This window comes from Streptosporangium sp. OZ121 (assembly GCF_051918885.1).
Classification (GTDB): domain Bacteria; phylum Actinomycetota; class Actinomycetes; order Streptosporangiales; family Streptosporangiaceae; genus Streptosporangium.
In genome coordinates this window covers 12,817-27,440 of record NZ_JBPXMC010000007.1, presented here as the reverse complement: position 1 = coordinate 27,440, position 14,624 = coordinate 12,817, and the positions used below count along the sequence as shown (strand labels likewise).

At 71.4% G+C, this 14,624-nt stretch carries 13 protein-coding genes and 1 pseudogene; 5 read left to right on the top strand and 9 right to left on the bottom strand.

Translation table 11 applies throughout. From position 1 onward, the window contains the following. Nucleotides 1–109 precede the first annotated feature (109 nt). The 4 genes from ACTOQ1_RS15395 to ACTOQ1_RS15380 all read left to right on the top strand — a co-directional run bounded on the left by ACTOQ1_RS15395 (nucleotide 110) and on the right by ACTOQ1_RS15380 (nucleotide 4,013). A complete protein-coding gene (locus tag ACTOQ1_RS15395) occupies nucleotides 110–2,638 on the top strand; it encodes a nitrate- and nitrite sensing domain-containing protein (RefSeq protein ID WP_440067667.1) in 2,529 nt (842 codons plus the stop codon). Further along, entirely contained in the window at nucleotides 2,635–3,042 is a 408-nt protein-coding gene (locus ACTOQ1_RS15390) for a roadblock/LC7 domain-containing protein (RefSeq protein ID WP_440067665.1), read from the top strand. The genes ACTOQ1_RS15395 and ACTOQ1_RS15390 overlap by 4 nt, the downstream gene beginning before the upstream one ends. A 67-nt stretch (nucleotides 3,043–3,109) precedes the next feature. Beyond that, nucleotides 3,110–3,457: a DUF742 domain-containing protein gene (locus ACTOQ1_RS15385; protein ID WP_362689693.1), complete on the top strand. Its 348-nt coding sequence runs from the start codon at nucleotides 3,110–3,112 to the stop codon at nucleotides 3,455–3,457. Further along, a complete protein-coding gene (locus ACTOQ1_RS15380) occupies nucleotides 3,438–4,013 on the top strand; it encodes a GTP-binding protein (protein ID WP_440067663.1) in 576 nt (191 codons plus the stop codon). Before ACTOQ1_RS15385 ends, ACTOQ1_RS15380 begins: the two co-directional genes overlap by 20 nt. A 318-nt stretch (nucleotides 4,014–4,331) precedes the next feature. Here ACTOQ1_RS15380 and ACTOQ1_RS15375 read toward each other — a convergent pair whose 3' ends face one another. From ACTOQ1_RS15375 to xylA, 6 genes are all read right to left on the bottom strand, one after another. Beyond that, nucleotides 4,332–4,703 (bottom strand): DUF742 domain-containing protein, encoded by a 372-nt coding sequence (locus ACTOQ1_RS15375; protein ID WP_440067661.1) that lies wholly within the window; start codon nucleotides 4,701–4,703, stop codon nucleotides 4,332–4,334. After that, a complete protein-coding gene (locus tag ACTOQ1_RS15370) occupies nucleotides 4,700–5,089 on the bottom strand; it encodes a roadblock/LC7 domain-containing protein (protein WP_344745811.1) in 390 nt (129 codons plus the stop codon). The genes ACTOQ1_RS15375 and ACTOQ1_RS15370 overlap by 4 nt, the downstream gene beginning before the upstream one ends. A gap of 174 nt (nucleotides 5,090–5,263) precedes the next feature. After that, nucleotides 5,264–7,507, bottom strand: coding sequence for a sensor histidine kinase (locus ACTOQ1_RS15365; RefSeq protein ID WP_440067658.1), 2,244 nt, complete (start codon nucleotides 7,505–7,507; stop codon nucleotides 5,264–5,266). A gap of 142 nt (nucleotides 7,508–7,649) precedes the next feature. Further along, nucleotides 7,650–8,300, bottom strand: a complete 651-nt coding sequence (locus tag ACTOQ1_RS15360; protein ID WP_440067656.1) for a DUF998 domain-containing protein — start codon at nucleotides 8,298–8,300, stop codon at nucleotides 7,650–7,652. Between the two features lie 129 nt (nucleotides 8,301–8,429). After that, a complete protein-coding gene (gene xylB, locus ACTOQ1_RS15355) occupies nucleotides 8,430–9,815 on the bottom strand; it encodes a xylulokinase (RefSeq protein ID WP_440067654.1) in 1,386 nt (461 codons plus the stop codon). Further along, nucleotides 9,812–10,963, bottom strand: a complete 1,152-nt coding sequence (gene xylA, locus ACTOQ1_RS15350) for a xylose isomerase (protein WP_440067653.1) — start codon at nucleotides 10,961–10,963, stop codon at nucleotides 9,812–9,814. The genes xylB and xylA overlap by 4 nt, the downstream gene beginning before the upstream one ends. Nucleotides 10,964–11,041: 78 nt before the next feature. Here xylA and ACTOQ1_RS15345 point away from each other — a divergent pair, with 78 nt between their 5' ends. Next, nucleotides 11,042–12,235, top strand: coding sequence for an ROK family protein (locus ACTOQ1_RS15345; RefSeq protein ID WP_440067652.1), 1,194 nt, complete (start codon nucleotides 11,042–11,044; stop codon nucleotides 12,233–12,235). A 288-nt stretch (nucleotides 12,236–12,523) separates the two neighbouring features. Here the strand turns inward: ACTOQ1_RS15345 and ACTOQ1_RS15340 are convergent, their stop codons facing one another. The 3 genes and pseudogenes from ACTOQ1_RS15340 to ACTOQ1_RS15330 all read right to left on the bottom strand — a co-directional run bounded on the left by ACTOQ1_RS15340 (nucleotide 12,524) and on the right by ACTOQ1_RS15330 (nucleotide 14,557). Then, entirely contained in the window at nucleotides 12,524–13,552 is a 1,029-nt protein-coding gene (locus ACTOQ1_RS15340) for a DUF6461 domain-containing protein (RefSeq protein WP_440067650.1), read from the bottom strand. A 55-nt stretch (nucleotides 13,553–13,607) separates the two neighbouring features. Next, a pseudogene (locus ACTOQ1_RS15335) lies at nucleotides 13,608–13,787 on the bottom strand (hypothetical protein); the annotation flags it as partial. A 317-nt stretch (nucleotides 13,788–14,104) separates the two neighbouring features. Further along, entirely contained in the window at nucleotides 14,105–14,557 is a 453-nt protein-coding gene (locus ACTOQ1_RS15330) for a MarR family winged helix-turn-helix transcriptional regulator (RefSeq protein WP_440067649.1), read from the bottom strand. Between the last annotated feature and the right edge of the window lie 67 nt (nucleotides 14,558–14,624).

The following is a 14,624-nucleotide window of genomic DNA, read 5'->3' as shown; positions in this document are numbered from 1 at the left end:
ATCTTCGGAGGCGTATCCATCCCTAAACCGGCACGAGCCTCCACACGCGCAGGGGTTGGGACGAGTGGACATGAGCTCTAGAAACCGCTCGATTCGGTTCAAGATTTTCTTGCTGTTGCTCCTGCCGCTGCTGTCGCTGAGCGCGTTGTGGGGCTTCGTACTCAACCTGACCGTCGGTGACGGGATCGCCCTGCTGAAGGCGAACGCCCTCTACCAGACGGTGGGCGTCACCTCCACCGAGCTGGGCCTTCAGCTCCAGGCCGAGCGGACGCAGTCGTCGGTGGCGATCAGCTCCCGGGTCCTCACGAGCGGGATGGGCGACCAGCGGATCCGTACCGACCGCGCGGTCGAGGAGTTCAGGAAAGCCGCCGTCGGCGATGATTCCGGAAGCCCGGAACTGAGCAACTCGCTGGACGAGCTGCTCCGCCAGCTCGACAAGCTCCCGAGCGTCCGCTCGGGCGTCGACAGCGGGCAGCACACGCGGCTGGACGTGCTGTCGAACTACAACCAGATCCTCGACGCGGTCTTCCTGGTGTACGACCAGATGGCCGCGGTGCCCGATTTCTCGATCTTCCAGCAGGCCGCGGCCATGCAGGGGATGGGCAACGCCCACGAGATGATCGCCAGGGAGAACGCGCTGATCAGCGGGGCGCTGATCGACTACCGGCTGTCCGAGGCGGAGCGCAAGGCCTTCGGCGAGTACGTCGCCACCCGGCGCTTCCTGCACGCCCGCGGCGCCGCCTCGCTGGACTCCGAGCTGGGCGCGCAGTACCGCGACACCTTCGCCTCCGCCGCCTTCGGGAAGTTCACCGACCTGGAGAAGGCCATCGTCGGATCGACCGGCGGCCGGCTGGCCTCCGAGGCGAGCTCGTGGAAGGCGACCACGAACTCGATCTCGAACTGGCTCGACCAGGTCAACCTCGCCGCCTCCAAGAAGCTGGCGGACCGGGCCCAGGACGTCGCCACCGGCGTCATGGTCCGGATCCTGATCGCCGGCGGCGTCGGCCTGATCGCGGTGGTCGCGTCGATCATCATCTCGGTCCGCTTCGGCCGCCGCCTGGCCACCGAGCTGGCCGGGCTCCGCTCGGCCGCCCTGGACCTGGCGGACGTGCGGCTCCCCCGCGTCGTGGAACGCCTGCGGCGCGGCGAGGACGTCGACGTGCGGGCCGAGGCGCCGCCGATCCAGGCGGGCGGCTCGACCGAGGTGCACGACGTGGCCCACGCGTTCGGCTCGGTGCAGCGCACCGCCGTGGAGGCCGCCGTCGGCCAGGCCAACCTGCGGCGCGGTGTCAGCCAGGTCTTCGTGAACCTGGCCCGGCGCAAGCAGAGCCTGCTCCACCGCCAGCTCACCCTGCTCGACAGCATGCAGCGCCGGGCGACCGACCCCGACAGCCTCGAGGACCTGTTCCGGCTGGACCACCTGACCACCCGCATGCGGCGGCACGCCGAGGGCCTGATCATCCTGTCCGGCGCGGCGCCCGGCCGGACGTGGCGCAAGCCGGTTCCGGTGGTCGACGTGCTGCGGGCCGCGATCGCCGAGGTCGAGGACTACACCCGGGTCAACGTGGTGCCGGTGCCCGACGTCTCGCTCGACGGGGCCGCGGTCGCCGACATCACCCACCTGGTGGCCGAACTTATCGAGAACGCGACGATCTTCTCGCCGCCGCAGACCGCGGTGACCGTGCGCGGCGACGTGGTGGCCAACGGGTTCGCCGTCGAGGTCGAGGACCGCGGCCTGGGCCTGAGCACCGCGGAGTACACGGCGATCAACGAGCGGCTGGCCAGCCCGCCGGAGTTCGACCTGGCCGACAGCGACCGGCTCGGCCTGTTCGTGGTGGGCCAGCTCGCCTCCCGGCACGGCATCCAGGTCATCCTGCGCGGCTCGCCGTACGGCGGCACCACGGCCATCGTCCTCATCCCCCGCTCGGTGATCGCCCAGCAGGACTCGCCGCTCGCCCTCACCGCGGAGCGGACGTCCTTCACCGCCGAGCGCGCCGCCGCGCGTCAGAAGGAAGCGTTCGAGACCACCCCGCCGGGCACGTTCGCCCCTCCGGCCAACGGCAACGGCCTCCCGCGCAGGACGAGGCAGGCCTCCCAGAACCAGCCGGGCCACCCTCTCCAGCAGGACCAGCCGGACCAGCCCGGAGCCCCGTCCCTCAGCGTGGTGACCGACCTGCCCGACCGTACCCCGTCCTCGGGTCAGGAGGGGCGGCCGCCCGCGCCCGCGGGCTGGGAGACGGGCTGGGACGCGGCGGCGCGTGAGGCTCCTCCCGGCGCGCCCTCCCCGGCACCGCCGCAGGGGGCGCCCCAGGCGCCCCGTGAGACCCACGAGACGCCTCGCGACGCCCAGGCCCGGGACAAGGGCGGCAACGGCGGCCCGACGCGCCAGACGGCCGTACAGCCCCCCACAGGGCCGGGCGGCCTGCCGCGCCGGGTCCGGCAGGCGAACCTGGCGCCTCAGCTCCGCCAGGAGTCCGAGCCGGCCGAGCCGGAGCCGAGGCCGGAACCGAGCGAGGAGCGTTCGCCGGACGAGGTCCGCGCGCTGTTCTCCGCCTTCCAGGCGGGAGCGCGACGCGGGCGCGAGGAGCAGGACAATGACTTCGCGCACCATACGACAGGCGATAAGGGGGACAAATGACCGGCAAATTGACCAACACCGGCGAGCTGAACTGGCTCCTCGACGACCTGATCACCAGGGTGGGCGCGGTGCGCCAGGCGGTGATCCTTTCCACCGACGGGCTGGCCGTCGGATTCTCGAAGGGCCTCCTGCGCGAGGACGCCGAACATCTGTCCGCGGTCGCCGCCGGATTCCAGAGCCTGGCGCGCGGCGCGGGACGCCACTTCGGCGGTGGCGAGGTGCGCCAGACCATCGTGGAGATGGAGTCGGCGTTCCTGTTCGTCACCGCCGCGGGCCAGGGAACCTGTCTGGCCGTGCTGAGCAGTTCCGACGCCGACGTCGGCCACATCGCGTACGAGATGGCGATGCTGGTCAAGCGGGTCGGCCAGCACATCTCCACCAATCCGCGCCAGGGGCTCTCGTGAGCGGGGGAACGGAGGGCCGCGTCGTCGACGGACCGTTAGATCCCCGAGCCCGGTGCTGGAGGTCTGGATGACGAACTGGATGGACGAGGAGGCCGGACCGGTCGTCCGGCCGTACGCGCTCATCGGGGGTCGCACCCGCTCCTCCGGTGACAAGCTGGACCTGGTCGCGATGGTCACCTCGACTCGCGGCGCTCCGTCCGGGGGATTCGTCCCAGGCCCCGAACAGGAACGCATCCTCGCCATGGTCACCACTCCGACCTCGGTCGCCGACGTCGCCTCGGACCTCAACCTGCCGCTCGGCGTGGTCAGGGTCCTTCTCGGCGACCTGCAGGACCACAAGCTCATCTCGATCGGGCGCGCCTCCGCGAGCGAGCGCATTCTCAAGGAAGTGATCAATGGACTTCGGGCCCTCTGACGAACCCGTCGCCCTCAAGATTCTCATCGCGGGTGGCTTCGGGGTGGGCAAGACCACGCTGGTGGGCGCCATCAGCGAGATCCGGCCGCTCCGCACCGAGGAGGTCCTCTCCGACCGCGGTATCGGCATCGACGACGTCGACGGCGTCGAGGGCAAGACCACCACCACGGTCGCGATGGACTTCGGCCGCATCACGATCAGGGAGGGCCTGGTCGTCTACCTGTTCGGCACGCCGGGCCAGGAGCGGTTCTGGTTCATGTGGGACGAGCTGTCCTACGGCGCGCTGGGTGCGGTGGTGCTCGCCGACACCCGGCGGCTCACCGACTGCTTCCCCTCGATCGACTACTTCGAGCAGCGCGGCACGCCGTTCATCGTGGCCGTCAACTGCTTCGACGGTGCCGACCGGCACGAGGCGGAGGACGTACGCGTCGCCCTGGACCTCGACATGGACGTGCCGGTGCTGCTCTGCGACGTGCGACGCCGCGTCTCGGCGAAGACGGTGCTCGTGACGCTGGTGGAGCACTCCCTGAGGGTGCTGACGGCCAGCCAGAGCTAGGGGAGCGGGCCGGGGTACTCCCGGCCCCCGCCTGGGCCGGACACCGGCTCGGGCGCTACGGCCGGAAGCGGGCGCGCCGGTTCACGGGCGGGCTCGGGCACTACGGACGGGGAGCGGACGCGCCGGTTCACGGGCGGGCTCCACTACGGCCGAGAAGCGGGCACGCCGGTTCACGGGCCGGCTCGGGTACTACGGGGCCGGGAAGCGGGCGCGCCGGCCGGTGGGGTCGCGAGCATGGGAACAGCGCCCTCGGCGCCCTCGGCGCCCCTGCCCGCCGCCGGGGTCGCGGGAGGGGTCACAGCGGGGCCGCGGGAGGCGTCACAGCGCCCGCAGGCCGCTGATCAGCTCCTTCAGGAGGCTCTCCGGGGGTATGGAGGCGGCGGGGAGCGGCGACCGCACCTGGATCAGACCCTGGTCCAGCAGGTCGCCCAGGAGGACCTTGATCACGCCGACCGGCAGCCCCGCGTCCGAGGCGATCTCCACGATCGGGCGTGCCCGCCTGACCAGGTTGAGCAGCCGCCGGTGCTCGGAGCCCAGGTTCGCCCCGGGGCCGACCGGCGCTCCGGTCGCCACCGCCATCGCGAGCAGGTCGAACGAGGACGACGACGCCCGGGTACGCCCACCGGTCATCGCGTAGGGGCGGACAACGGGACCGGCCTCCTCGTCGACCCACTCGACGTCGTCTTTCATTGGCCGGCCACCCGTGGTCCGGTGGCCAGGTGCTGGCCGACGCGGGTGACCAGGCGGGCCATCTCGTAGGCGATCAGGCCCACGTCGGCGGCGCCGGTGGTCATGACCGACAGGCAGCTTCCCTGGCCGGCGGAGGTGACGAAGAGGAACGCGGAGTCCATCTCCACCATCGTCTGGCGTACGGCACCGCCGCCGAACTGCAGGCTGGTGCCCTTGGCGAGGCTCTGGAAGCCGGAGGCGACCGCGGACAGGTGTTCGGCGTCCTCCTTGCTCAGCCCTCGGGACGAGGCCATCATCAACCCGTCGTTGGACAGGATCAGCGCGTGCGAGACGTCCGCCACACTCGTGACGAAGTCATCCAGCAGCCAATACAGCTCACCCGGCACGTGGTTAAACCCCTTCCCCTCTGATGATCTCGCTGGTCGCCGGCCCCCACCGGCTCGGTGAATCCGTTCCCGCGAATCCGCTCCCACGGGCGTCGCCGGGCCGCGCGCACGGCCGCGCGCCGGGGCGCGGCGAACCCGGTCCCGGGGATCCGCAGCGGCGCACACGGTCCCGGCTCATCGCTTGGTACCGCCGTCCTCGTCGTCGCCGCGCCCGCGCCGCCACCCGGACTGCAGGGAGCTCATCAGCGCCCTCGCCTCCTCGGGCGACCGTCCCCCGGCCTCGGCCTCGGCCTCGGCCTCGGGCGAGCGGGACTCCCGGGCCTGGCGCGGCGGCGGCATGTTCGCCTGCCGCACCCGGCGGGGCAGTCCGTCTCCGCCGCGCCGCAGCGGCTTCCACAGGTCCGCGGGGATCGGGACCTCACCGGAGTCGCCCGGCCGGTCCACCCGCTCCACGAGGGTCCCCGCCCGCTGCTCCGCGGACTCGGGCCGGACGCTGATGACGGTGAGCACCGGCGGTTCCAGCGGCTGCTCGACGGGCTCGGGGTCTCCGAGCAGTTTCTCGGGAATGAGGACGACCACCCCGGTACCGCCGTACGGCGAGGCGCGCAGCACCACCTCGACCCCGTACCTGGCCGCCAGCAGCCCGACCACGGCGAAGCCGAGCCGGTCGGTGTCGGCCGGGTCGAACTCCCGCGGGCTGGTCAGGCGCTCGTTGATCGCGGCGCGCTTGTCGTCGGTCAGCCCGAGTCCCCTGTCCTCGATCTCGACCGCGAAGCCCCGCCCGACGAGCTCGCCCCGGACCGAGACCTGGCTGCCCGGCGGGGAGAAGACGGTGGCGTTCTCGAGGATCTCGGCGAACAGGTGCATCATGTCGGCGACGGCGTTGCCGACCAGGGTGGTGCCGCCCGTCGGGTAGATCCGCACCCGGGCGTAGTCCTCGACCTGGGCGGCGGCCCCGCGCAGCACGTCCTCCATCGGCACCGACGAGCGCCACTTGCGGCCCGCCGCCCCGCCGGACAGGATCACCAGGCCCTCGGCGTGGCGGCGCATGCGGGTGGTGAGGTGGTCGAGCTTGAAGAGGTTCTCCAGCGCCGCGGGATCCTCCGCCTGCTTCTGCATGCCGTCGAGCATCTTGAGCTGGCGCTGCAGCAGCGACTGGCTCCTGCGGGCGAGGTTGCGGAAGGCCTGGGAGACGCCCTCGCGCAGCCTGGCCTGCTCGACGGCGGCGTCGACGGCGCTGCGCTGGACGCTGTTGAAGGCGTCGGCGACGTCGTGGATCTCGGCCGTGCTGCCCGTCGGCCTGAGCGCGGGCGCCTCGGCCTCCACGTCCACCGTGTCGCCGCGGCGCAGCTTCTCCATGACCCTCGGGAGCCGCGCCTGCGCGAGCTCGGCGGCGGCCCGCCGCACGGCGGCGAGCTCCTTGGTGATCCCGCTGCCGACCCGGTAGGAGACCAGTATCGAGGCGACGACCGCGATGAGGCCGAGCACGCCGATCACACCGGCGCGGACGAAGACGCTGACGGCCGCGGGCGTGGCCTGCTCGATGAGCGCGGGGGCGGTCGCGGTCAGGGACCGCTGGTAGACGGCGTCCAGCGCGTCGCCGGCGGCGCGCCAGTCGGTGGAGCGCACCTCGGCGCCGGTCAGGATGTGGTTCTCCAGGGTGATGAAGCGGGCGTACGTCGAGGAGGCGATCATGTCCGAGAAGGGGGCGCGCAGCTCGGGATCCAGCTCGGGGAGCGCCTGTTCCATGAGGAAGATCCGGTTGGCGGAGAGCCGGGTGAACAGTCGCATCTCGCTCGGCGTCATCGGGCTTCTGAGCGCCAGCGAGCCTGCGGCGAGTGCCCGCTCGCGGCTGAGCAGGTCCATCGCATGGTTGATCGTCGTGATGGCGCGCGACTGGCGGTAGAGCGGGAGGTCGTTGCTGAGGCTCAGGGTGTTGAAGAGCCGGCGCAGGGCGTCCGGCAGCCGGGCGAACTCCTCGGAGAGGCCCACCGGGCCGATCCGCCCGGAGTCGACCCTGGCGCGGATCGCGTCGAGCGCGCCCACCTGACGCATCAGCTCGTCGTGGTGCGTCCTCATCTCCTCGGACATCGCCGCCTGCGCCGCGTCCCCGGTCGTCTGCTGGCGCAGCCGGGCGCGGGCCTGGTCGGTGACCGAGCGCTGCCCCACGAGGGTGTCGCGGTCCGCGTCCGAGCGGGTGGCCAGGTATTCGGCCGACAGGAGGTGCTCGCGCTGGACCGCGGTGCCGAGGTCTCCGGCGGGCTTGGCGACGGTGTCGTACAGCGTGCCGACGGAGAGCAGGCTCACCGAGTCGCCGACCGTCACGACCGTCGCGAAACCCCACAGTGCCACCAGTGAGGCGAGCGGGATGACCAGCAGCACCGAGACCTTGAAGCGGATGGATCTGCTCGCTGCCATGTCACCTCAACGGCTCGCTCTCGGAGCGCCGGGGGGGAGCCCCGGACGATCTCTAGATCGCCGACGAGAATAGCACTGGCGGCTCCTGCTATTTGTAGCCTATTTGTGACATGTCATGAAAGAGTTTTCAAAAGTGAGTCCGTCAGCCGAGAGCGGCGCGTGAGGCGGGAGCGGTTCCCCGCGCCCATGTCAGTCTCGCGAGCCGGACGGCCAGCACTCCGACCAGCGCGACCTCGGTGCCGAGCAGGGTCCACTCGACGAGACCGGCGAGCACCCCGTCCCCGGGAAGCGTCACGTAGGTGAGCGCCAGCAGCCCGAAGCCCCCGGCCAGCGTGAGCCACTCCAGCGGCCTGGCCACCGGCCGCCACCGCTCGTCCTCGCCGAACCGAGCCACCGTCAGGCCGCCCGCCGCGGGCACCGCGGCCAGCACGGCGATCGACACGTAACGGTACGTCTGGGAGATCAGGTCCGTCCCCGTACCGGGAAGAACCGCGGGCACCACCGCGAGCACGATGAGCCCCACGCCCCAGGCCAGCATCAGCCGCCCGGCCAGGACACCCACCGGCGCCCCCACGGCCCGCAGCCCGGCGACCACCGCGAAGGCCGCGATCCCCAGCGCCGCCAGCGCGAGCCCGGTGGCTCCGGTGCGATCCAGCGCGGCGTACTCACTGATCGTCAGATCGAGCGGGTTCGCGTAGGGAACCGGGTCGGCCTGTCCGGCCGCCGCGACCGCGACGGCCACGACGAGCCCGGCACAGGCGATCAGGGGGTAGAGCCTCTTCGACGCGAGCATGCGCTAAGACTGTCCGCCAGAGGACGTTTCAGACATCCGGCGCCACCCCTGAGCCAACCCTGAGCCACCCCTGAGACGACCCACCCCGGCGCGCGCCCCGGCGGGAGCGCGCGCCGGGGCGCCCGCGGCTCAGCGGAGGCCGCGGACCTCGGCGTAGCGGGCCCTGACCTCCGGTGCGGGATCGGCCTCGTAGTACTCGACCTTGCCCGCCTCCCAGGCCGGCGGCTCGGCGTCGCCGCCGAGCAGCCAGGCCGCCTGCCTCGCCGCCCCGTCGGCGACGTACTCGCCGGGCTCGGGAACGACCACCGGCCGCCCGAAGACCGCGGGGGCGATCCGCCGTACGGCCTCCGACCTGGCGCCTCCCCCGATGAGCAGCACCCTGGCCGGGTCGAGCCCGAGGGCGTCGAAGGCGTCGGCGAGATGGCAGAGCATCCCCTCCACCGCCGCCCTGGCGAGGTGCGCCGGGGTGGAGGTGGCGAGCGTCAGCCCGTGCAGCGAGCCGGTGGCGTTGGGCAGGTTCGGGGTGCGCTCGCCCTCCAGGTACGGGACGTGGACGAGCCCTCCGGCCCCCGAGGGCGCCTCCAGGGCCAGCCTGCCGAGCTCGTCGAGGCCGACCCCGAGCATCCGCGCGGCGGCGTCGAGCACCCTGGCCGCGTTGAGCGTGGCCACCAGCGGGAGGAACCGCCCCGTGGCGTCCGCGAACCCGGCCACGGAACCGGTCGGGTCCGCGCTCGGGGCGGCGGCGACCGCGAAGGCCGTCCCCGACGTCCCGATCGACACCACCACGTCCCCGGGCAGGGCGCCGACCCCGAGGGCCGCCGCCATGTTGTCGCCCGTACCCGGCGCCAGCCGCACCGCGCCCGCGCCGGAGACGCCGGCTGCGGGCCGCACCTCGCCCGCGGAGTCGCGGGGCCCCAGCACCTCGGGGAGCCCGGGCACGGCGCCGAAGGCCGTCTGGAGCAGGTCGGTCCGGTAGGCCCCGGTCGCGGGCGACCAGTAGCCGGTGCCCGACGCGTCGCCCCTGTCGGTGACGAACTCCCCGCCCAGCCGCCAGGTGAGCCAGTCGTGCGGCAGGCACACCCTCGTCGTGCGACGGGCGGAGTCGGGCTCGTGCTCGGCCAGCCAGCGGAGCTTGGTCACCGTGAACGACGCGACCGGCACGCTGCCGACCGCCTCGGCCCAGACCTCGGGGCCGCCCAGTTCCTTCACCAGGTCGGCGGCGGCTCCGGCGGAACGGGTGTCGTTCCACAGCAGCGCCTTCCTGACGACCTCGCCGGACTCGTCCAGGCAGACCATGCCGTGCTGCTGCGCGCCGACGCTCATCGCCTCGACGCCGTCCAGCCCGCCCGCCTGCGCGATCGCCTCCTGGAGCGCCTCCCACCAGGCTCCGGGGTCGACCTCGGTGCCCTTGGGGTGGGTCGCGCGCCCCTGGCGGACCAGGGCGCCCGTACGGGCGTCCCTGATCACCACCTTGCAGCTCTGGGTCGACGAGTCGACCCCGGCCACCAGTGTCATCCGCGGACTCCGAGGAGGTGGTCCATGGCGAGCTGGTTGAGGCGCGTGAAGTGGAAGCCGCGCGCCGCCACCGCGTCGAGGTCGAACTCGTCGCGGTTCAGGTCGGCGATCGTCTCGCCGGGGGCGAGCGTGGGCTCGGAGAGCTCGGCGACCCTGCTCGCGGCGAGCGCCTCGGCGACCTCGGGGTCGGCGCGGAACGCCGCGACCTTCTCCTTCAGGATCAGGTACGTGCGCATGTTGGCCGCGGCGGAGACCCAGACGTCCTCGGAGTCCTCGGTGCGCAGCGGCTTGTAGTCGAAGTGCCTGGGGCCGTCGTAGCCGCCGTTCTCCAGCAGGTCGACCAGGAAGAAGGCGTTCTTCACGTCGCCGTGACCGAAGATCAGGTCCTGGTCGTAGCGGGGGCCGTGCTGGCCGTTCAGGTCGATGTGGAAGAGCTTGCCGTGCCAGAGCGCCTGCGCGATGCCGTGCGCGAAGTTGAGCCCGGCCATCTCCTCGTGGCCCACCTCGGGGTTGAGGCCGACTCGCTCGGAGTGCTCCAGCTCGTTGATGAACGCGAGCGCGTGACCGATGGTCGGGAGAAGGATGTCGCCCCGGGGCTCGTTCGGCTTGGGCTCGATGGCGAACCTGATGTCGTAGCCCTGCTCGATCACGTACGAGGTGAGCAGGTCCATGCCCTCCTTGTAGCGGCTGAGCGCGGCCCTGATGTCCTTGGCGGCCCCGGACTCCGCTCCCTCGCGCCCGCCCCAGCAGACGTAGGTGGTCGCGCCGAGCTCGGCGGCCAGGTCCACGTTGCGCATGACCTTGCGCAGCGCGTAGCGGCGGACGTCGCGGTCGTTGCTGGTGAACCCGCCGTCCTTGAAGACGGGGTGGGTGAACAGGTTCGTGGTGGCCATCGGGACCTTGAGCCCGGTCTCGGCCAGCGCCTTCTTGAAGTTGGCGATGGCCCTGTCACGGTCGGGCTCGACGGCGAGCAGGTCGTCGTCGTGGAAGGTGACGCCGTACGCGCCGAGCTCGGCGAGCCGGTGGACGCTCTCCACCGGGTCCAGCGGGGCCCGCGAGGCGTCCCCGAAGGGGTCGCGGGCCTGCCAGCCGACGGTCCACAACCCGAAGGTGAAGCGGTCTTCGGGCTTGGGGGTGTAGGCGCTCATCTGCGTTCCTCCGATTTAATCCACTTTATGGACTTAATATGGATCGAGGTGGTGGGATCGTCAAGGGGTGGTTGTTCCATGACACAGGCCGTACGCCACAATTCGATGCGCGCCCGCAACCTCGGTGTGGTCCTCGGCGAGGTCCGCAGGAGCGGCCCGGTCACCCGGGCGGCGCTGGCCGAGATCACCGGACTGACCAAGACGACGGTGTCGAAGATGGTCGGCGACCTGATCGAGGCGGGCATGGTCGCCGAGTCGGGAGCGCTCAGGGACGGCGAGCGGGGACGGCCCGGCACGGCCGTCGCGCTCAGCGGGCGGCGGGTCGCCGCGCTCGGCCTGGAGATCAACGTCGACTACCTGTCCGCCTGCGTGGTCGACCTCACCCTGGCGGTGCGGCTCAGATATACACAGGCTGTGGACAACCGTACGTCCTCGCCTGTGGAAACCCTCTCCCACCTGGAAGAACTCGCCCACAGGGCTGTGGACGAAGCACACGGGGAAGGCCTCTCCATCGCCGGATCGACCCTCGCGGTGCCCGGCCCCGTGGACGGCGGGCTGGTCCACACGGCCCCCAACCTCGGCTGGCACGACGTCCGCGTCTCCGACCTGCTCGGCTTCCCCGTCGAGGTGGACAACGAGGCCAACCTCGCGGCCCTGGGCGAGCTCTGGTTCGGCTCGGTGCCCGGCGACTTCCTGCACGTGTCGGGGGAGATCGGCATCGGCGCGGGCCTGGTGGTCGGCGGCGCCCTGTTCCGCGGCGCCCGCGGCCTCGCCGGGGAGCTGGGACACGTGGTCGTCTCCCCCGACGGCCCGGCCTGCCGCTGCGGCGGCCGGGGCTGCCTGGAGCAGTACGCCGGGCAGGACGCGCTCCTGAGGGCCGCCGGACTCGCCGGGGTTCCCGACGGTGTGGCCACGCTGCTGGCCCGCCTCCACTCGGGCGAGCGGGACTCCCTGGAGGCCTGCGAGCGCGCCGGTCAGGCACTCGGCGTCGCCCTCACCTCCGCGGTGCACCTGATGGACCCGGGGACCATCGTGCTGGGCGGGGTCTTCGCCCCGCTGTTCCCGTGGATCCGGGGTCCGGCGCACGAGACGATGACCTCCCGGCTGGGCGTGATGCGCCGGGCCGTCCCCGAACTGACCGTCTCGCGGCTCGGCGGCGACGCCGCGACCCTGGGCGCCGCCGGGCAGGTCATCCACCGGGTCATCGCCGACCCCTGGAGCCACTTCGCCACCCCCGGCCCCGACCCCGACTTCCGCGCGCCTCGCGGTTGAGCGTTCTCTCCCCCTGCCCCTTCCCTTGTCTTTCCTCGCCTTCCCTCGTAGAGAGACCGTCCGCGTTCCGAGGAGTCGCCTGGTCGCGTCTGACCCCGCGAGCGGGCCCTGGTTGTGCACCACCGCCCCCAGGGGCAGGGAGCGCGACGGCAGGGGAGGTGGGTCGCCGGTTCACGGACCGGGGCGGTATCGGGATTGATCAATCAGTACCGGCGGGCGGCCCGGTCACCACAGGTCAGAGCCATCTTGCCTGCATTTCGGCGCGGAACAGGTCGAACGGTCGCGCGTTCAGGACGCTGTGCGGCTGATTCGATGCAGGCACCGCTTCATGATGACGACGATGGTTTTTTGATCGTCGGTGAGATGTCCCATGTAGGCGTGGCCCGCGACCGCGTCCGCGGATTCGGTGAGGTCGTCTCCCAGCGCGTCCAGCAGCACCTTCACGGCCGCACGGCGCGGTGTCCAGTCCGGGCCAGGTTCTCGTGAGACGTCGTCGCGCAGTAAGGCGACCCGGCGGCGGACCTCCCGCCGCCGGGTGGTGTCGTCGTCGCCACGCAGGAACTCCAGCGCCTCATCCACTGTGGGGTGCAACAACTGCGAACCCTGTACCACCGCCTCCGCCATCAGGTAGCGGATGGGAGCTACCTTGTCGGGCGACAGGTCATCGAGGATCGCCCGTACTTCGGGTCGGTTCAGTACGCGGTGGTCGCGTAACTGATCGGGGACGAGGTCGTCGGGGAGCGGATCCTCGACGAGCAGGCGCGTGAGGCCGCTGTCCAGTAGCCACTCTTCCGTGAGGCGGGCACCGGTGACGTGCTCCGCCGCCAGGAGCGTGGCGGCTTGGAGCCCGATGACGTCATCGGTGCCGACCGAGTCGATGACCGCGTCGGCGCCGCCTGGAAGGCGGCCGGGACGGGCGGGGGAGGACGTCAGCCGGACGGCGAGCAACCGCCCGGCGGCGGCGTAACCGAGCCGGTCGTACCGGCCTCCGTTCAGCAGAACGTTCACCGCTCGCCCGCGGGCCGACAACGCCTTCAGCACTTCGGGTCTTGCGCCCTCGCACCCGTTCGGTTCGACGACCAGCGTCCAGCCGCCGATCGTCCCGGCGACCAGACTGGGCAGGATGCCAGGGATGTCCGCGTTGTACTGCTCGATCTGGGCGTCCTCGAAGCTCAAGGACTCGGCCGCGGCGAGGTCGGCGCCGAAGGCTCGCGCCACGTCGTCCAGCCCCGATTCCTCGCACCAGGTCAGGCAGGTCGGATCGGAGAACCACGCGGAGACGAGTCTCTCGTAATGAGTGAAATCGTCTTCCCTCATGCCGCGGTCTCCATCGTGAGGAACCGGCGTCCTGGAACGCCCGCCGGCTCAGCGCTTACCGAGTAGGTGGCTGCCCGTCATAGACCTTCACATAGGACGTGTCTCCAGGGAGCACCCTGTACCGCATCCAGAACATGCTCTGGGTTGAACCGGCCGCGCGGTTCGCGCATTCCGGGAGCAACTTGACCGAGAAGTCGAAGTCGTCATTGGCCGCCCCTTCCAACGTACTGGCGAAGGGATACTCGTCTCAGTGCTCCTTGTTGGCCTCGTACCACCTGGGGCCGAAGCGGTCCGCGCATGTCCTGGTGACGACCTGCCTGTTCTCGTATTCGATTTCGCCCGCGTGTCTCCCGGGCCAGGCCCGGGTGAGAGGCGTCGGGCGCAGGGGGTTCTGTGCGATCCCGTCGGGGCTGCCGGGTATCGCTTCACTTGATCGATGATCACCCAGACTTCTATATTTCTGGCACCGATCTCTGCGTTCGCCCGCTTCTGGGCCTTGACCGACTTGGTGGGCTTGCCGGCGATCTCCACTTCCACCTTCGCCAGATTTGGTCACGAGGGGTCCGGGGCGGGGAGGATCGCGGCGCAGATCTCTCGTAGTTGGCGGAGCTGGTCGGAGGTCAGGCGGTCGAACACGGCTTGGCGTACGGCCTCGACGTGTCCCGGGGCGGCGGCGGTGAGGACCGCGAGGCCCTGGTCGGTGAGGATCGCCCAGCTCACGCGCTTGTCCGCGGCGCACGGCTCGCGCCGCACCCAGCCGCGCTCCTCCAGCCGCTTCACCGCGTGCGACAGGCGGCTCTGCGAGGAGTTGACCTCCGCCGCCAGCTCGCTCATCCGCATCATGCGCTCGGGCGCCTCGGAGAGCTTCACCAGCACGGCGTAGTAGGCGTGCGGCATGCCGGAGTCGCGCTGCAGCTGCCGGTCCAGCTCCTCCTGGACGAGCTGCGAGGCGGCCAGGAACGCACGCCAGGTGCGCTGCTCGTCATCGTCCAGCCATCGCGTCACGGACCCACCTTACTTGAACTCTCAAGCAAGCAGAGGTAATCTACTTGAGAGTTCAAGTTTTAGGAGG